This is a genomic window from Paenibacillus sp. Marseille-Q4541, assembly GCF_018310695.1.
Lineage (GTDB): Bacteria > Bacillota > Bacilli > Paenibacillales > Paenibacillaceae > Paenibacillus.
Window position 1 is genome coordinate 25,867 of record NZ_JAGXCY010000030.1, and the last position, 18,935, is coordinate 44,801.

The following is an 18,935-nucleotide window of genomic DNA, read 5'->3' on the forward strand; positions in this document are numbered from 1 at the left end:
TAAAAATTAATTGCCGTTTTCAGTACGAACGCCATCTTCCACAGGAGGTGACTCCATGTCAGGTGAATCGCTAGGCGTCTCTTTCTGATGAGTGTTACGATTTACAGCAAGGACCCGTTCCTGCGGTCGGTAGGTATCTTTTGAAATCAGCTTACGGGAGACAACCTCTCCGTCAACCTTCTTGATTTGATACGAAGCGACGACATAGCCGGTGGATCCTGCCTGACGCACAACCTCACTTCCTGGGGAAAGCGAAGCATCGGTTACATAGGAAAGGGGGGCAGATAGTGTTTCGAGTAGATTTGTATCGAGTTCATAACTTACATTCTCCGGAAATGTTCCGAAGAAGGAAATGAGGAGTTCACGGTCTTTTACATCTGCTTTGATGAGGAGTGATTTACCGGTCGTGTTTTTAAAACGAAAATTAATAAATCCGGATGCAAATGTTGCATCAAGTCCCTTCGGAAGATAACTGACTGGAAGTGAATGATTTCGTCTTTCTACGATTTCTAGTCCTGTTCTAAGGGCAGCATTATATAGCGTACTGGATACTTGGCATATTCCTCCTCCTACACCGGGTACCAATTGACCTTTCACAATCACAGGAGCTTCCTGAAATCCGCTTTCTTTCTCCGCCTTTTCCACGATACTGCCATAATCAAAAATATCTCCTGGCTTTAGAACTAGGCCATTTAATGCGCTAGCAGCGGCACTGACATTATGTGCTCTTCCTTCTCCGCTTGATCCAAGAGATGTTGTCACCTCGATAATTTTTCTTTCAATCCCTTCTTCTTTTAGAGACGCAATTGTAACGGAGGGCTTCACCTCTTGGAGAGGTAGGTCGATAAATATACTAGGTGTTGTTTGGTCTTTCTGAGCGAGTAAAGAAAAATCATCAGGTATGACCTGAGATAATTTTTCTTTCATTTGGTCCCACTTGATGCGTCGTGTACTTTGTTCGGGTACATAAACGACCTCATCGTTCGGTGTAATTTGCCTGACTGCATTTACCGGAGTTCCGAATTGTTCTTTCTCCCATTCCGGAGTTAGCTTTTGTTTGAGCTGGTCACTATCCATGGTGGTTTCGATCTCCCACTGCTCGGAGAAATGCCAGCGATGAACTACTCTTTGGATAAGCCCGCCTTCTGAAAGTGTACTTAGAGCCTGCTTGAACTTATCTGCGCTGAAGGACACGCCGGCATCAGCCAAAGTAAGATCTGGCACAGATAGATTGTTGTTTTCTGACTGAACTGTAAGTGGGAGGTTTTCAAGTGCTGTCAGTTTCTCATCAAGCTCATGTAACACGGTAGTCTGATTTTGCCCTCCAACAGACCAGTCGGATAAATGAACTCCCGGTGGGATTTTGGACTGATGAGCATACATGTAAAGCCAGCCAAAAACAAAAGCGAAAAGGAGGATGAAAAACGCAAAAACAATGAACGAAATGTGAATTTTTTTCATGTAAAACTCCCTTCAGACTTCCGATTTACCGGTGTTAGGAACACTATTTCAATATATGCGCAAGGAGAGAAAATCTTTCGGCTACTCAAAAGGTAACAAATTTGTTACAATGAGAAACATCTTGATGAAATTCAAGAGATTTTAAAGGAAATCAATGGAAAGTGTCGAAATGACAAAGAAGCTACTAATGCAACGGGAAGTGATGATGTGATTGAGTTACAAGACGTGTGGAAGACCTATCCGAACGGCGCGCATGCACTCCAAGGCGTCTCGGTAAAGATTGACCGCAATGAATTCGTGTATATTGTCGGACCGTCTGGAGCGGGCAAATCGACATTTATGAAACTGATTTACAGAGAAGAAGTCCCAACTAAAGGTCAAATATCAGTGAACGGATTTAATATTGGTAAGTTGAAACATCGCAAGATTCCATATGTCAGACGTAATATCGGGGTTGTCTTTCAGGATTTCAGATTGCTTCCCAAGATGACGGCATTTGAGAATGTTGCTTTTGCTATGGAAGTTATTGAAGCACCTAAGAAACATATCAAGAAACGTGTAATGGAGGTTCTGGACCTTGTTGGTCTTAAGGAAAAGGCAGACCGCGAGCCGGCACAGCTCTCCGGTGGTGAGCAGCAGCGGATCGCGATTGCAAGAGCCATCGTTAATAATCCTTCTGTGATTATTGCGGATGAACCTACCGGAAACCTTGATCCCGAAACCTCCTGGGGAATTATGCAGCTCCTTGATGAGATTAATTTCCGAGGCACAACCATTGTGATGGCTACTCACAACCGTGACATTGTAAACAAAATGCGGAAACGGGTTATTGCCATTGAACAGGGACATATCGTTCGAGACGAGTTGAGAGGGGAATACGGCTATGAATTTTAGTACCTTCTTGCGCCACCTGCGGGAAGGATTCAAAAGCATATTCCGCAACGGCTGGATGTCGATTGCATCCATAACATCAATTATTGTTTCACTATTAATATTAGGAGTGTTTGTACTCTTGGTCGTGAATGTGAATTCCATGGCCGACGATGCGGACAACCAGGTAGAGATTAGTACATTTCTGCAGTTGAACGTAGATGAGAAGCTTCGTACAACGTTGCAGGATGAGATCGCAGCAATGCCTGAGGTAAGTACAATTGAATTCGTTCCGAAGGAACAGGGTTTAGTTGAGTTCAAAGAGAAGCTCGGTGAGGATCAGCAGGAGCTGTTGGAAGGTTTTGATGAAGATAACAATCCTCTTCCTGACACCATTCGAGTTGAATTGATAGATCCGAATACCGTTACTTTTGTAGCGGATAAGATTGAGGCGTTGAATGAGCAGTATCCAGAAAAACCTATTATGAAAGTCAATTATGGAGAAGAAACAGTTGAGACCTTATTCAAGATTACACGACTTATCCGTACGATAGGTTTTGTATTTGTTGCCGGACTTGCACTGATGTCTATGTTCTTGATTTCCAACACGATTCGCGTGACGATCCTGGCAAGACGCCGGGAGATTGGAATTATGAAGCTGGTCGGTGCAACGAATGCTTTCATTCGTTGGCCATTTTTTGTAGAAGGTGCACTTATTGGTCTCATCGGTTCTCTCATTACGATCGGCATATTGTTTGTCGGTTATAATCAGCTGCTCGTGACCGTGCAGCAAGATATCATCATTAACATGCTGAACCTGGTTCCTTTATCCAGTCTGTGGTCATGGCTTGGAGGCTCGCTAGTGATTATGGGAGTACTTGTAGGGGTTTTGGGAAGCACATTGTCTATTCGTAAGTCACTTAATGTCTAATTGTCAGTAAATATTTGCGGCGGTCCTTTGTAAGGACGGCCGCTCATCACGAAATGAAAATAATTCGGTTTTATATATAAATTTTAATGAAGGATGGGGAAGAAAACTTGAAAAAAACGGCTACTGCACTTGCGATGAGTTTACTCACTGCTACAATTCTATCACCTACCTATGGTTACGCTGCTTCTAGCTTGGATGATATTGATAATGAAATTCAAAAGCTTGAGGAGCAATCTGAATCTGCCAAGACAAAACAGGAAAAGGCAGCTCAGAAAAAAGAAGAAGCGGAACACTACAAGCAAAAAACGAAGGAATATTTGAATAAAGTACTTGAACAGATTAATATTGTAAGTAATGAACTCGTTACCATCTCTTATCAAATTGAGTTGACAGAAGAAAATTTGCGACTTACCAAAAAAGAGCTGAGTGAAGCGGAAGAACGGATTAAAGCCCGTGAGAAACTGCTTGAGTCGCGTGTGCGTTTGATGTATACGGATGGAACGGTATCCTACCTTGATGTCTTACTCTCCTCCACTAGTTTTTCAGACTTTCTCGAGCGTGCAGACTCGCTCAAGATGATTGTTGATCAAGATCAAAATCTGCTAGTTGAACATAAGAAAGACAAAGAATTGGTTGTTCAGAAGAAACAAGAGCTTGAAGAACAATACAAAGAACATAAACAGCTATACGCTAACAAAAAAGAACGTAAAGCTGAACTCGATGCCAAAGAGAAAGAAAAGCAAAACCTTATCGCAAGTTATAATGGTGAGATTGAGACACAGGAAGAGCTAAGTGAAGAACAGGATCGCATGCTCGTAGCGCTTGCTAGCAAACGTTCAACTTTGGTTCAAGAGAAGAATAAACTAAAGGCAGAACAGGCGGCAGCAGCAGCGAGAGCTAAAGCAGCAGCAGAAGAAGCGGCTAGGAAGAAAGCACAGAAAAAGGTTTCTATCGCTAATAATTCCAGCTCTAATTCTGGCTCTGGCTCTAGTTCTAGTTCTAGTTCAAACTCTAGCTCCGGAGGGTCCTCGAGCAATGATTCCAGTAGTAACACTTCTAGCGGTAGTGGAGTGTTCGGGATGCCTATTTCAGGAGCCTATGTTTCATCAGGTTATGGTCCGCGTGTTCACCCAATTACAGGTGTAGTGGGTAAAATGCATGCCGGAATCGATTATGCAGCTCCTGAAGGTACGACGATTATGGCAGCAGAGAGTGGAGTAGTCATCGTGGCAGAATGGACAAGCGGTTATGGAAATACCGTAATTGTTGACCATGGAGATGGTCTGTGGACATTGTACGGACATATCCGCAATGGTGGAATCAAGGTGAGTGAAGGCGACAGTGTATCACGCGGTCAGAAAATAGCAGAAGTCGGCTCAACAGGGAATTCAACGGGTAATCACTTGCACTTCGAAGTGCGGGTGAACGGAAGTCACACTAACCCACTGAATTATTTGTAAGATTCGGCATACTTAGGGCATATTCCGTACAAGCTTATCATATACTCTTGCTGGTAGATCAGGGTGAAGTGTAAGTTAGACGGAATAGAAAGGGCGGTGACGCTCGTGATGAAGAAGCGTTCTGCTTTCATGCTGGTTATCATTGCCCTATTGGGCGGGAGCTTGCTAACACTGGCATTTGTGAGCTTCCCATCTCTGAATAGTCAGGGTGGAGAAGGTTTGCTTGCCAGTGTAACCGGGAGCAGTCAGAAGAATGATCTTTCGAAAATCGAAACAACTCTTGATTTAATCGAGGCTAATTACTATCAGGACATTGATCGTACGAAACTGATTGACGGCGCGATTAACGGTATGATGGAATCACTGGGTGATCCTTATTCTAGTTACATGGGCAAGGACACAGCAGCGCAATTTGAAGAATCAATTGAGGGTTCCTTTACGGGAATTGGTGCCGAGGTTTCATCCCAAGACGGCAATGTAATCGTAGTTTCTCCGATTAAAGGGTCTCCAGCCGAGAAGGCAGGCATTAAAGCCAAAGATGTGATTGTATCGGTGAATGGCCAATCTCTGCAAGGTCTTGACCTTAATGAGGCTGTCTCTAAGATTCGTGGCCCGAAGGGCAGCGAAGCGAAGGTATCTGTTCAGCGTACAGGATCATCGGAACCACTCGATTTTACAATCGTAAGAGATGACATTGATTTGGAAACAGTGTACTCGAAAATGCAGGATGATGGGATAGGTATTATTACCATTACCCAGTTTTCTCTGAATACTGCTGAACGCTTCAAGGAAGAGTTAGCTACACTGGAAAGCCAGAACATGAAAGGCCTTATCATTGACGTCCGAAATAACCCTGGTGGTGTATTGTCTGTCGTTATTGATATTGCAGAACAGTTTGTTCCATCAGGTAAGCTCATTGTTCAGGTAGAAGATAAGAACGGTACACGTGAAAAGAATGAATCAAAAGGTTCTTCTAAACCTTACCCTGTAAGTCTCTTGATGAATAAGGGTAGCGCAAGTGCTTCTGAAATTCTGGCTGGTGCATTGCAACAGTCGGCAGGAGCAACACTGCTAGGAGAACATTCTTTTGGTAAAGGAACCGTTCAAACAAGCTTTGATCGCCAACTTGGAGACGGAAGTCTTGTGAAGATTACAATCGCAAAATGGCTTACACCGAACGGAGACTGGATTCACGAGAAAGGTATTGAACCTGATATTAGCGTAAGTCAGCCAGAATATTTCTCGGTAGCTCCGATTAACAAAGATAATTTACCACTCAAGCTTGACTCAAATAGCACGGATGTAAAGAATGCACAGACGATGCTCGAGGGGCTTGGCTACACAACGGATCGCAAAGACGGGTATTATGATGCGAAGACACAAAATGCGGTGAAAGCTTTTCAGACTGCTGAAGGACTCACAGCTAACGGTACTTTGGATGAGAAAACCGCAGGAGCGCTTGAATTAGCTCTTATTGAGAAAATCGGCAATCCGCAGTTTGATACCCAGCTCAAAAAAGCCGTTTCCGAAATGAAGAAGGAAATTACTTCAGCAACGTCGAAGTAATTTAAGAAAAACAAGGGTGAACATCTAGCGTTCAGAAAAAGTTTTTCTTAACGAAATCAGGAATACAGATAGTTACGCAACTGTCTGATTTCAAGAAGAAGGCTGCTGTTCAGCCTTCTTTTTTTATTGGTTTTATTGTATAAAAAGGATACGGATAAAAAGGGGCGTGGGTATATTTGAATGCAGTTATCTCATGGCTGTGGCTAATTTTGGATGCATGTATCGACTTACTAAGCCAGCCATTTTATTATATTGGGATTATTATTATCGCTCTTTGGTATCGCAGGCAAGGAATGCTAGAACGAAAGTTATTGCACGTTCGTCTTAATGCATGGCCATTACTTACCGCTAGGGCTGTTTTTACAGGTATCCTGATGGGGATTGTCATCTCGATTTTATATTTGTTCCTAGGTATTCAGCTCTCTTGGCAAGGTGTTATGCTGATCTGGGTAACCTCGTTCATTCTTATGCTGTTCCGTGTCCGGTACTTAAATACTGTGTATGCGATCAGCATACTAGGGCTGATACAGTGGATCATAGGATTCATTAACAATTGGCAGCCTGAGGGATGGATTGGGAGTATCATTCTTGAGATTGAGAGACTCGACATATCCGCACTTCTTGTACTGTCAGCTGTCCTTCATCTTTTTCATGCACTTATCGTTCGCCTCCAGCGTGGACAAGGCTCATCTCCGGTTTACTTTGAGGGGAAACGTGGGAAGCTCGTTGGGGGATATCAAATGCAGTATTTTATTCCGATTCCTTTAATGCTGCTTGTTCCCGCCATATCAGGAAGTGGAGCTACCCTTCCCTGGAACCCTGCATTTACAGGTGGCACTGGAGAGTTTATGTTATTCGGGCTTCCACTGCTAATCGGTTTTGGTGAGATGACTAAAAGCATGCTTCCGGAAGAAAAGGTTTCTCTGACCTCAAAGCGGATATTCCTCTACGGTGTCGTGCTTCTTGTGCTGGGGCTTTTGTCTATGTGGTGGAGTCCTATCTCTATCGTTGCTATTGTATTCGCATTTTTAGGACATGAAGCTCTGGTATGGATTAGTTCCTACGAGGAGGAAAATCGAAGTCCCATCTATGTTCATCCGAAGCAAGGATTGCAGATACTGGCGATCCTTCCGGGAAGTCCGGCAGAAGAACTTGGAATGGCACCTGGTGAAGTAATCTATAAAGTGAATGGACAGATTATTCAATCGCCTGCGGACTTGCACCGTGGTCTCCGAATGAATCCAGCCTTTTGTAAGCTCGAGGTACGTAACATTAACGGGGAGAGCAAGTTTTTACAACGTGCAATTTATGAAGGGGAGCATCATCAATTAGGTGCATTATTAGCGCCTGATCCAGATACAGGTTCTGCTATTAAGGAGCGCCCGGTATCTATCTATCAAATTTTCGGAATGAAGCTTCAGACACAGCGTAAGACAGATCCAAATGAAGGATTTGCGGATGCTTTCCGGCAAGACATGTAAATATTTAATATAAAAATTGTGAATATAAGAAAGACCTCCAATTCTATGTAATGAAGAATGGGGGTCTCTTTTTAGTTACCTATTATTTTTTATAATATGATGAACTGTTTTATTCTTGAAGCTGCCGCAACACGGTAATTTCTACCCGGCGATTCTTTTGTTTACCTTCTTCTGTACTGTTATCCTTGGCTGGACGCGTATCGGCATAACCTGCATATTGGAAATGATCGGGTTCAAGTCCTTCCTCATCCATAAAATAGCGTAATACGGATAGGGCCCGTGCACCGGATAATTCCCAATTATCTTTATAAGTTGAGCTGTTTATCACCGGCGTATTATCCGTATGACCTTCGATCGATATATTCATGCTGAGATCCCTGAACAAGCTGGCCAACTGGCCTAATACGGGAGCAGATCCATCCATCAGTCTGGCATCACCGCTTCGGAATAAAAAGCGCTCACTAAGCGTGATAGATATACCTTGTGGCTTGTCCTCTACAAAAATCATATCTGTCAGATTGTTATCTTCTATGTATCCCTCAATCTGGCTGAGTAATTGCTGGAGTTCTTTTTCCTGTGCTCGAAAAGCGGCTTCATGAGCAGTTTCCGTTTTCTCGAAATCAGATGCTTCATTATGGTTATCATCAGTTTGATCTGCGATACCATTCGGATTCTGATGCTTAGGGGAAGGTTTGTCTCCCGTAATTCCTTCGTTACCTTCAAGAATATGATTCGAATTTTGGAATGTTGTTTGCAGAGAGCTTGTAATATCTTCGTACTTATTAACATCCAGTCTACTCATCGCATATAGCATTATGAAGAAAATGAGCAGAAGAGTAATAAGGTCTGCATACGTAATCATCCAGCGGTCATGAGAAGTACTAGGGTTACTTGATCGCACCTGACGTGTTCGTCTGAGACGGCTGCGTCTATTCCGATCTCTCATGGGCTTGTCCCTTTCTATTCATTTGCGGGATCGTATGTTTAAGTACATAGGTTTCGAGTTTTTTACGAACGAGTGTCGCATTGTCTCCATTTTGTACAGATAATACGCCCTCCAAAAGCATTTCTAAGGTTGAGATCTCTTCTTCACTTTTTGATCTGATCTTGGATGCAATCGGGATAAATATAAGATTGGCACTTGCGACTCCGTATAAAGTGGCGATAAAAGCAACGGCAATGGATGGGCCGAGCTGAGTAGGGTCTGTCAGACTTCCTAGCACCTGAACAAGCCCCATCACCGTTCCGATGATACCCATAGTTGGGGCATAAGCTCCGGCAGATTCGAATATTTTAGCATAACCGTCGTACTTCTGTTCTTTGGCGTCAACTTCGAGCTCTAAAATTTGCTGTACAACCGGTTGATCCGTTCCGTCAACGACCATCTGAACACCATTTCTCAAAAATGCATTGGGGTGTTCTATCACTTTTTGTTCCAGTGCTAGAACTCCTTCTCTTCTTGCAAGCATGGACATATCGACAATGTCTTCTATCCATACGCTGGCTTCATTTGTACTCTTGCTGAATGCCATTCTCAGGGCTGCAGGTATCGTTCGAATACGATGCATCGGATAACTAACCAGAATGGCAGCAATTGTACCACCAAAAACAATCATTGCTGCTGTAACCTGAAATAATCCTGTAATTTGACCTCCTTCCCATAAAAAACCTCCGATAATGGCGACTGCTCCGGCAATGAGACCGATTAGGGTCGCGATATCCATGAATGATTTCGCCTCCTTGAATTGACCTTACTTATCATTTGCATCAATGACCTGAACCGAGTATAATAAACGGGAACAAGTATTCCTATTTAAAGAATGTTTCCGATACAAGGTTTTTCGGCAAATATCGACATAAATGTAAGATCTATTTTAGACGATGAGGGTGAGGTTGGGCAATGAGTGATATAGTCATGAGCAACAAGACGTTTGAACTCGAGTCGGAATTTCAGCCCCAGGGTGATCAGCCTACAGCAATTGAGGAACTGGTCAAAGGTGTGCGTGCAGGCAAGAGGCACCAGACTTTGCTTGGTGCTACGGGGACGGGTAAGACGTTTACAATTGCTCAGACCATAGCAAAACTGAACAGACCGACGCTTGTTATTGCGCATAACAAGACACTTGCAGCACAGCTGGCAAGTGAGTTTAAGGAGTTTTTCCCGAATAACTCGGTGGATTACTTTGTAAGTTACTACGATTATTATCAACCAGAGGCATATATTCCTTCTTCCGATACTTATATCGAGAAGGATTCAAGTATAAATGAAGAAATTGATAAGCTGAGACACTCGGCTACGAGTTCCTTGTTTGAACGTCGTGATGTCATCATTGTGGCGAGTGTATCTTGTATTTATGGTCTCGGTTCCCCGATGGAGTATTCCAATTTATTGTTATCTCTACGGGTAGGGATGGAGAAGCCACGTAATGAGATTTTAGCTCGGCTTGTAGATATTCAGTACCAACGGAACGATCTTAATTTTGTTCGTGGTACTTTTCGTGTTAGAGGGGATGTTGTTGAAATTTTCCCTGCCTCCAAAGATCAGCATGCTATTCGTGTTGAGTTGTTTGGAGATGAAGTTGAACGGATTACGGAGATTGATGTACTTACCGGTGAGCTCATTGGTGAACGTGATCATGTCGCTATTTTCCCAGCGTCTCACTTTGTTACGCATGAAGACACAATGAAAGTTGCGCTCGTTAACATTGAACGTGAGCTGGAAGAGCGTCTTGCCGAACTTAAAGAGCAAGGGAAATTGTTAGAAGCACAGCGTCTTGAACAGCGTACTCGATATGATATCGAAATGATGAAGGAAGTTGGTTTCTGTTCCGGGATTGAGAACTATTCAGGTCCTCTGACATTCCGAGAAAGGGGAGCGACACCTTATACGCTCTTAGATTATTTCCCAGACGATATGCTAATTGTAGTGGATGAATCCCATGTAACACTTCCGCAGATTCGCGCCATGTATAATGGTGACCAAGCACGGAAGACGGTTCTTGTGGAACACGGTTTCCGGTTACCTTCTGCTCTAGATAATCGGCCGTTGAAGTTTGAAGAGTTTGAAGAGAAAACGAAACAAATTATTTATGTATCTGCAACACCAGGTCCCTATGAGTTGGAACATACAGAAGGTGATATGGCTCAACAGATTATTCGTCCTACCGGGCTCCTCGATCCGATTATTGAAGTCAGACCTACCAAAGGTCAGATTGATGATCTGATTAATGAGATCCGTGATCGGGTGGATAAAGATGAAAGGGTACTCGTTACCACATTGACGAAGAAGATGTCAGAGGATCTGACTGATTACTTTAAGGAAGTCGGAATCAAGGTCAGATATATGCACTCTGATATTAAGACACTTGAACGGATGTCTATTCTTCGGGATTTGCGGCTAGGTACATTCCATGTACTCGTAGGGATTAACTTGCTGCGGGAAGGTCTTGATTTACCGGAAGTATCTCTCGTTGCGATCCTAGATGCTGATAAAGAAGGATTCCTTCGCTCTGAACGCTCATTGATTCAGACCATTGGGCGGGCGGCTCGTAACAGCGAAGGTAGAGTCATTATGTATGGTGACAGGATAACTGATTCGATGGATAAAGCAATCAAAGAAACGGAACGTCGCCGGACCACGCAGATTGCTTATAATGAGAAGCATGGAATTACTCCTCAGACGATACGTAAAAAAATACGTGAAGTTATCGAGGCAACCAAGGTTGCTGAATCGAAGAGCGATTACCTCGTAAGTGGCGCCGAGAAAATGTCGAAGCGCGAACGCCAATCGCTGATTCAGCGTCTCGAGGCAGAGATGAAAGATGCAGCTAAGAATTTGCAGTTTGAGAGAGCAGCAGAATTGCGTGATGCTCTTCTTGAACTGAAGGCAGAATAATATTGAAGAGAACGGCCGTGGGGGTCGTTCTCTTCTTCAAGAGTACATACAAGTTTGTTCTTTATGTACTCTTCTTTGTTTCTTTATACTGATTTCCGTTGAAAATAAAGTTCACAGGCTATACTTATAAATATATTGTTTAAATGATATAGATAAGGACTGAGCCTAGGGGTAATAGACTGCTCTGTAAAAGAAAGCTTGATTGTACTTGTCTTTTAAAGGAACGAGCCGAGAGGGCAATGTTCCGCCGCTGGAGGGAGCAGATCGTCCAGCAATCAGCATCTGAGAAGCATCCCGTAAATGTATCGATTTCAGCGGAGAGATACATTTACGGAAGATGCGCCTCATTCACAACAACAGCACCCTAACAACACAACCTTATCCCAGGCGGCCAATTTCGGGTGTCCAGAGGGACGCCCCTCTGGGGTCCTCCCTGTCAGGGAGGATTTAAGTGGGTGAAGTTACGTTTCAGAAAGTAAAATACTATTTTGCCTTGGGTTTTGCCCCATTAAGGAGATGAGCGTGTGGCAAGCGAAAATATTATTATTAAAGGCGCTAGAGCGCATAATCTAAAAAATATAGATGTCACAATCCCGCGTGACAAATTTGTAGTATTAACCGGGCTTAGTGGCTCCGGTAAATCTTCACTTGCTTTTGATACGATCTACGCGGAAGGTCAGCGCAGATACGTAGAGTCCTTGTCTGCTTATGCTCGTCAATTCCTTGGACAGATGGAAAAGCCGGATGTAGACTCCATTGAGGGTTTATCTCCTGCTATTTCTATCGATCAAAAAACCACGAGTCGGAACCCGCGTTCCACTGTGGGTACGGTAACAGAGATTTACGACTATTTGCGGCTTCTATTTGCACGAATTGGTCACCCACATTGTCCGGATCACGGAGTCGAAATTACTTCACAGACGGTTGAACAAATGGTTGACCGAATTATGAATTACCCGGAAAAAACGAGACTTCAAATATTAGCACCTGTTATTTCTGGTCGCAAAGGTGAACATAAAAATATTTTGGCGGATATTTCAAAACAAGGTTTTGTCCGCGTAAGAATCGATGGAGAAATGCGCGATCTCTCGGAATCGATTGAACTAGAGAAGAACAAGAAGCATACCATTGAAGTAGTAGTGGACCGAATTGTAGTGAAAGAAGATGTACAAGCTCGGCTAGCAGATTCTATAGAAACAGCGCTTAAAATCTCTGGTGGTCAGCTGCTGGTAGATATTATTGGTCAGGAAGAACTTCGTTTCAGTTCGAATTTCGCTTGTCCGATTTGCGGGTTCAGTATGGAAGAATTGTCACCGCGGATGTTCTCGTTTAACAGTCCGTTTGGTGCTTGTCCAGATTGTGACGGACTCGGTGTCAAAATGATTGTTGACCCTGAATTGCTCGTCCCTGATCCAAGTAAAACAATTGAAAACGGAGCCTTTGATGCTTGGGCAGGAGGAACGTCCACGTATTACCCTCAGTTCTTACGTTCTGTATGTGAGCATTACAAGATACCGATGGATGTTCCGGTAAGTGAGCTTCCTGCAGATCAGATGAATAAGCTGTTACGGGGTACGAATGGTGAGAAGATTCGCTTCCGTTACGAAAATGACTTTGGTCAACGAAAAGATGCTTTCGTTTCTTTTGAAGGAATTATTCCGAATCTGGAACGTCGTTATTGTGATACTGCTTCGGAAGGAATTCGGGAATTTATTGAAGGATATATGAGTGCAAAGCCTTGTGGAACATGTAAAGGTCATCGTTTGAAGAAAGAAATCCTTGCCGTGACCATTAACGAACATAACATGGCATACGTAACTGATCTTTCAATTGGAGATGCAATGAACTTCTTTAACTCGCTGACTTTGTCCGAAAAAGAGCAGTCCATCGCAAATCTAATTCTAAAAGAAATTAATAGCCGTTTAGGTTTCCTCGTAAATGTGGGTCTTGATTACCTTACTATGAGCCGTGCTGCTGGAACTTTATCTGGTGGGGAAGCGCAGCGGATTCGTTTGGCTACTCAGATCGGTTCAAGCCTCATGGGCGTATTATACATTCTCGATGAGCCGAGTATCGGTTTGCACCAAAGAGATAATGACCGGTTGATATCTACTTTGGCGCATATGCGTGATCTTGGGAACACGCTCATCGTAGTAGAGCATGACGAAGACACAATGATGGCTGCAGACTATATTATTGATATTGGGCCTGGAGCGGGGATTCATGGTGGACAAATCATGTCAAAAGGAACGCCAAAAGAAATAATGGACGATCCTAACTCTCTAACAGGCAGTTATTTGAGTGGACGTAAGTTCATTCCGGTTCCGGCAGAGAGACGTAAAGCGGACGATCGTTTCCTAGAAATCCGAGGGGCGAAGGAAAACAACCTGAAGAACATTAACGTAAAAATACCGCTAGGTGTATTTACTGCAGTAACAGGTGTATCCGGTTCAGGGAAATCTACGCTTGTTAACGAAATTTTGTACAAGACACTTGCCCGTGATCTTAATAGGGCGAAGGTACGTCCTGGACAGCATAAAGAAATTCGCGGTTTAGAACATGTGGATAAAGTCATTGATATCGATCAGTCCCCGATTGGACGAACACCTCGTTCTAATCCGGCAACGTATACTGGTGTATTTGATGATATTCGTGACCTCTTTTCACAGACGAATGAAGCTAAACTTCGTGGATATAAAAAAGGTCGGTTCAGCTTTAACATTAAAGGTGGACGTTGTGAAGCTTGCCGAGGGGACGGAATTATCAAGATTGAAATGCACTTCTTGCCAGATGTCTACGTTCCTTGTGAAGTATGTAAGGGAAAACGATATAATCGTGAGACACTGGAAGTGAAGTACAAGAGTAAGAACATTTCTGAAGTGCTTGAAATGACAGTCGAGGATGCAACAGAGTTTTTCCAGAACATTCCGAAGATTCATCGCAAGATGCAAACCCTTATGGATGTGGGTCTTGGTTATGTCAAACTGGGACAACCAGCGACAACCTTGTCCGGAGGCGAGGCACAACGCGTGAAACTTGCATCAGAGCTCTATCGACGCAGTACTGGAAAAACAATATATATTTTGGATGAACCTACGACAGGATTACATGTGGACGATATTGACCGATTACTGACTGTGCTGCACCGTCTTGTGGATTCAGGAGAGACAGTCCTTGTCATTGAGCATAATCTGGATGTAATTAAGACCGTAGACCACGTAATTGATTTGGGCCCTGAAGGTGGAAGCGGTGGAGGAACACTGTTAGGTACAGGTACTCCTGAGCAAATCGTTGAAGTGAAGGATTCGTATACGGGTAAATATCTGAAACCAGTACTTGAACGGGATACGGATCGCAGCAAGACACTTGAACTTCACCACACTTCATTGGTTGATTAAAGCTGAAGTATAGCGTTTCCAAGCTGGAGAGACTTATGGTCTTTCCAGCTTTTTTTGTTTGGCTGGAAGAGAGGTTAAGAGGGGAGAAGAAACAGAACTGGATTATTTTGAATTTTTTGGATGAAAAGGCTTGCGTAACCTTGATTATGAAGATAACATATAGGGAGGTGTAAACGCTTGTACGGTGTACGATAATCGACCTAGAGGAGGCACATTTATGCTGTTAGCAGAAGCTGCAGGTGCAACTACGAAATTTAATGGTTTTGATATTTTTGTCATCTTGTTTACCATCGTTATATTTATTGGTGTGGTCCGTTTGATAAAAGCGCCTAAGAAAAACTTATTTGCGATTGGGTTTGCTATCGTTAGTTTGCTTGTATTCCTGATCACAGATTACGCCATGATCAAAAACTGGCTTAGTTAATAGGATTAAAGCATTACTATTATTAAGAACACTTTCCGCTAAATAACTAGGAAGGTGTTTTTTAGTCCTTTCTTTTGTCCCCATTGTAATTTAATAGAAAAATAGATTTACTAGCATACAGAACATGGATGGATAGAGAAGTGAGTATGATGTTGAGAGAGGAATAGGTGAATGATTTGAAACCCATATTCAGAAATGCTGGTTTGACCGCAGCTACTTGTTTATTGGCAACGACCTTTATTTCCACCCCGGAAATAAGTGCAGCAAGCGTATCTTTAGATGTTACACAAAAGGATGGACAAATCTATATTAATTCCAAAGAAGTGCTTGCGAAACTTGGAGGTACTGGGAAATACGATAGCAAGACAGGAAAGTACATATATACAGCAAAAGATCAGGTGCCGGAAGTCGTTGAAAAAGTATCACCTTCCGTTGTGGGCATTATAGGTCGTCCTGAAGGGGGCGAAGAAACGGGGGGTTCAGACCGTTATAACCTAACCCATGGGACAGGGGTTATCATTAGATCGAACGGATGGATTGTAACGAATGCACACGTGATTGATGGGTTAACTGAAGCAGTTGTGGTCACATCAGACGGCAAATCTTATAAAATCGTCGAAAGCTACAGTGACCCGGTAAGTGACATTGCGATTATTAAAATCAATGCTAAATCACTGAAGGTAGCAAAACTAGCTAGTTCTTCTGAGCAGACTCGTGTTGGGGAGACCGTCATTGCAATTGGAACGCCAGTATCATTTTCCTTGCGGAACTCGGCTACAGTTGGGGTTGTAAGCGGGCTTAATCGCGGAGTAAATGCCTCTTATAGACTTATACAAAGTGACACTGCGATTAATCCAGGTAACAGTGGAGGTCCACTGGTGAATCTGAAGGGTGAAGTAGTAGGGATCAATTCGATGAAGTTTGCAGCTTTGGGTGTGGAAAATACGGGATTCTCTATACCAGCTGAAACGGTCAATTATGTAATTAAGCATTATTTTACGTATGGCGAGGTTATGCGTGCTAGCTTGGGGCTTGAACTCGAGGAGAGCTGGTCTGCTATTGTTGGGCTTCCGACGGAAGATCCGCTAACGATCACAAGTGTCCTTAGCAAAGAGGCAAAGAAAGCGGGAATACAGGAAGGCGATGAACTTTATAGTATCGCTGGCAAACGCGTCACCTCGGTTGTAGACATTAACGAATTGCTTAAAAACTATTTACCCGGTCAAAAAGTGAAGTTGTTGATGCAATCGGGTGGAGATATTGTTACAAGACAAGTGGTTCTGACCCAAGGAGAGACAGAAGTATATTCCGAAGAGGAAGAGTCTGCTATTGAGGGCGAGTAATTTTCAATGGCCTTGAATAAACAGTTCTGAATTATATTCCATGTTTGGAGTGGAAGAATGGGGAGAAACGGATTGAAAAATTATAGATCGGCACGGATTATCACCACTTTTATACTTACGGGAACTCTTGTTTTTGGTGGGGCACTTCCTATGCTTGCCGCAGCAAATCATACGGATGAACTTCGAGTGAAAGTAGGAAGTACGGTTGCTGCTATCAACGGAGAGAAACAAAATATACACAAGCCCTATATTCAGAAAGGAACCTTGATGGTACCACTTGGCGTTTTTAAAAAGACGTTCAACAGTGAAATTAAGCTCAGCGGTGATGACGTCGTCAAGATTATGGATGGTCCTCATACGGTTGCTTTAACTATTGGAAGTTCTATTGCCTGGATCGATGGAAAAAAAGTAGAGATGAGCGCAGTGCCTGAAATGAAGCAAGATGTACTGATGGTTCCACTTCGCCCCGTGGCGAAAGGTCTGGGAGCAAGTATCCAGAAGAATGCAAGCGGTGAGCTCGTTGTGCGTATGAAAGGAAATGATGGAGCTGAGCACAATGAAGGCGAAGACGGTATTGATTCAGACGTTGGAAAAACGAAGATAGGCAATAGCTATTATGGGTGGTCCATGAATTATCCATCTGGACTTGTGGTTGGCAGTTCTTATGGAGATAGCGAAGATTATACTAACTTTATGGATGCAGAGGGTGCGTATTATCTTGAGATCCTTGTGAATGCCCAGGAAGTAAAGCTTGATGCAGAAGATATGTTGCAACAGCTAGTCCAGGAAGCTACTAATATGGGTGAAACCGTCATGGACAGGGAAGCTTACCCGAGTGCAAAGGCACCTTATGCACGGATTGTTTCGAAGGATGCAGACGGCGTATTTTGGGAAGTAAGACAATACTATAATGATGGACGTCTGTATGAAGTGTATTTTTCCGATAACGAAGCGACAAACTATAAAGATCTACAGAAGTATGCACCCTTGCTTAACTCGTTTAAAACTTCATTCAACACATCAGATCGTTCCGTCAAGGATTTATCTACCGTAGAACAGGGGATGACGACAGCCTATAACCTCGATTATGGCATTGGATTATCCGTACCTGCTGAGTGGGATAAGGACAATCAAAACATGGTGTATGAGAGCAAGAAGGGAACTCATCTGTCTCTGCAGGTAACTTCTGCTCCCAAAGGGGCATCGGTAAAGGACTGGAGCGACAAGCTGGCACAATGGATGAAAGATGTTTTTGTTACAGATGCATTTCATGAAATGGATTCCTACACAGCTACAGTGGCAGGGAAAGATGCGCAGATTAACAAGTTTGAATACAACTTTGGAGATGGCTGGACAACGGAATATAATGTTCTGATTCAGGAAAATGGTTATCGATATTACTTAGAGTATGCGGTACCTGAAAAAGCCAAAGAAGAGATGGAGCGTTTTGATTCCATCTTGAAGTCGCTAAAGATTGATTTTGACACCGTTACTGAAAATTTTGGTAGTCTTGGTGAAGACCCATACCTGATCGACAAGTCCAAGTCCGTAACGCGAACATCAAAAAAATATGAATATTCACTGGATATTCCTCGTTTCTGGACGCCGCTGCAAGATCAATACGAGAAGTCTAAAATATCCTATCAATTCACGGGTGGATATTTCTCTATTCAGACGAAGGAAGAGATTTCGGTAGAAATGGCAGTTAGTCAGTTGAAGGAATCTTATGCGGAAGCAGCAAAAAGTCGGAAGGATTTTCGACTAGCAGGAACAGAAAGTATTACCTTTGCCGGACAACCAGCGACCTCCTTTAGCTATCATGAGGTGGAGAATGGGGTGCCGCATCAAGGTAAACAAATTGTATTTGAACATAAGGGTGTGACATACACCATAACGAGTGTTATTAATGACGCAAACCGTACAGAAGTACAAAAGAGTGCACTGGATCGTGCAATGGAATCATTCTCTTTTAATGAATAGAGGTATAGGGTTTTGTATTACCAGTGGGCTGAGAAATCGGCTTGCTGGTTTTTTGGTGTATACATTAGTGGAAATGGAACTTTATCTTTATTTTCGGTTTTTTCAGGAAGTGGTAGAGGAAAGAGA

At 43.1% G+C, this 18,935-nt stretch carries 13 protein-coding genes; 10 read left to right on the forward strand and 3 right to left on the reverse strand.

The genetic code is table 11. From position 1 onward, the window contains the following. Positions 1-6: 6 nt before the first annotated feature. Entirely contained in the window at positions 7-1,461 is a 1,455-nt protein-coding gene (locus KFT32_RS21710) for a VanW family protein (protein ID WP_211749563.1), read from the reverse strand. A gap of 207 nt (positions 1,462-1,668) precedes the next feature. Here KFT32_RS21710 and ftsE point away from each other — a divergent pair, with 207 nt between their 5' ends. The 5 genes from ftsE to KFT32_RS21735 all read left to right on the forward strand — a co-directional run bounded on the left by ftsE (position 1,669) and on the right by KFT32_RS21735 (position 7,769). Then, a complete protein-coding gene (gene ftsE / locus KFT32_RS21715; RefSeq protein WP_211749564.1) occupies positions 1,669-2,355 on the forward strand; it encodes a cell division ATP-binding protein FtsE in 687 nt (228 codons plus the stop codon). Next, positions 2,345-3,262 (forward strand): permease-like cell division protein FtsX, encoded by a 918-nt coding sequence (gene ftsX / locus KFT32_RS21720; RefSeq protein WP_211749565.1) that lies wholly within the window; start codon positions 2,345-2,347, stop codon positions 3,260-3,262. Before ftsE ends, ftsX begins: the two co-directional genes overlap by 11 nt. Before the next feature lie 107 nt (positions 3,263-3,369). Beyond that, entirely contained in the window at positions 3,370-4,722 is a 1,353-nt protein-coding gene (locus KFT32_RS21725; protein ID WP_211749566.1) for a murein hydrolase activator EnvC family protein, read from the forward strand. A 105-nt stretch (positions 4,723-4,827) separates the two neighbouring features. Continuing rightward, a complete protein-coding gene (locus tag KFT32_RS21730) occupies positions 4,828-6,288 on the forward strand; it encodes a S41 family peptidase (protein ID WP_211749567.1) in 1,461 nt (486 codons plus the stop codon). Between the two features lie 176 nt (positions 6,289-6,464). Then, positions 6,465-7,769: a PDZ domain-containing protein gene (locus KFT32_RS21735; protein ID WP_211749568.1), complete on the forward strand. Its 1,305-nt coding sequence runs from the start codon at positions 6,465-6,467 to the stop codon at positions 7,767-7,769. Positions 7,770-7,878: 109 nt separating this feature from the next. Here KFT32_RS21735 and KFT32_RS21740 read toward each other — a convergent pair whose 3' ends face one another. Both KFT32_RS21740 and KFT32_RS21745 read right to left on the reverse strand, forming a co-directional pair. Then, entirely contained in the window at positions 7,879-8,715 is an 837-nt protein-coding gene (locus KFT32_RS21740) for a flagellar motor protein MotB (RefSeq protein WP_211749569.1), read from the reverse strand. Continuing rightward, positions 8,699-9,493: a flagellar motor protein gene (locus tag KFT32_RS21745; protein ID WP_211749570.1), complete on the reverse strand. Its 795-nt coding sequence runs from the start codon at positions 9,491-9,493 to the stop codon at positions 8,699-8,701. The genes KFT32_RS21740 and KFT32_RS21745 overlap by 17 nt, the downstream gene beginning before the upstream one ends. Positions 9,494-9,669: 176 nt before the next feature. Between KFT32_RS21745 and uvrB the strand changes: the two genes are divergently transcribed. The 5 genes from uvrB to KFT32_RS21770 all read left to right on the forward strand — a co-directional run bounded on the left by uvrB (position 9,670) and on the right by KFT32_RS21770 (position 18,809). Continuing rightward, positions 9,670-11,664, forward strand: coding sequence for an excinuclease ABC subunit UvrB (gene uvrB, locus KFT32_RS21750; RefSeq protein WP_211749571.1), 1,995 nt, complete (start codon positions 9,670-9,672; stop codon positions 11,662-11,664). 524 nt (positions 11,665-12,188) lie between these two features. After that, the gene (uvrA, locus tag KFT32_RS21755; RefSeq protein WP_211749572.1) at positions 12,189-15,062 is read left to right on the forward strand and encodes an excinuclease ABC subunit UvrA; all 2,874 of its coding nucleotides are present in this window, start codon (positions 12,189-12,191) and stop codon (positions 15,060-15,062) included. A gap of 217 nt (positions 15,063-15,279) precedes the next feature. Beyond that, complete coding sequence (locus KFT32_RS21760) at positions 15,280-15,486, forward strand: hypothetical protein (RefSeq protein WP_211749573.1); 207 nt, start codon at positions 15,280-15,282, stop codon at positions 15,484-15,486. 167 nt (positions 15,487-15,653) lie between these two features. Continuing rightward, positions 15,654-16,829 (forward strand): S1C family serine protease, encoded by a 1,176-nt coding sequence (locus KFT32_RS21765; protein WP_481856361.1) that lies wholly within the window; start codon positions 15,654-15,656, stop codon positions 16,827-16,829. Positions 16,830-16,901: 72 nt separating this feature from the next. Further along, complete coding sequence (locus tag KFT32_RS21770; protein ID WP_211749574.1) at positions 16,902-18,809, forward strand: stalk domain-containing protein; 1,908 nt, start codon at positions 16,902-16,904, stop codon at positions 18,807-18,809. Positions 18,810-18,935: the final 126 nt, after the last annotated feature.

What these genes read in the sequence shown, in the direction of transcription:
- KFT32_RS21740 (WP_211749569.1), bottom strand. Translation starts at nt 8,715, where the DNA reads ATGAGAGATCGGAATAGACGCAGCCGTCTCAGACGAACACGTCAGGTG.
- KFT32_RS21745 (WP_211749570.1), bottom strand. Translation starts at nt 9,493, where the DNA reads ATGGATATCGCGACCCTAATCGGTCTCATTGCCGGAGCAGTCGCCATT.
- KFT32_RS21760 (WP_211749573.1), top strand. Translation starts at nt 15,280, where the DNA reads ATGCTGTTAGCAGAAGCTGCAGGTGCAACTACGAAATTTAATGGTTTT.
- uvrB (WP_211749571.1), top strand. Translation starts at nt 9,670, where the DNA reads ATGAGTGATATAGTCATGAGCAACAAGACGTTTGAACTCGAGTCGGAA.
- ftsX (WP_211749565.1), top strand. Translation starts at nt 2,345, where the DNA reads ATGAATTTTAGTACCTTCTTGCGCCACCTGCGGGAAGGATTCAAAAGC.
- KFT32_RS21710 (WP_211749563.1), bottom strand. Translation starts at nt 1,461, where the DNA reads ATGAAAAAAATTCACATTTCGTTCATTGTTTTTGCGTTTTTCATCCTC.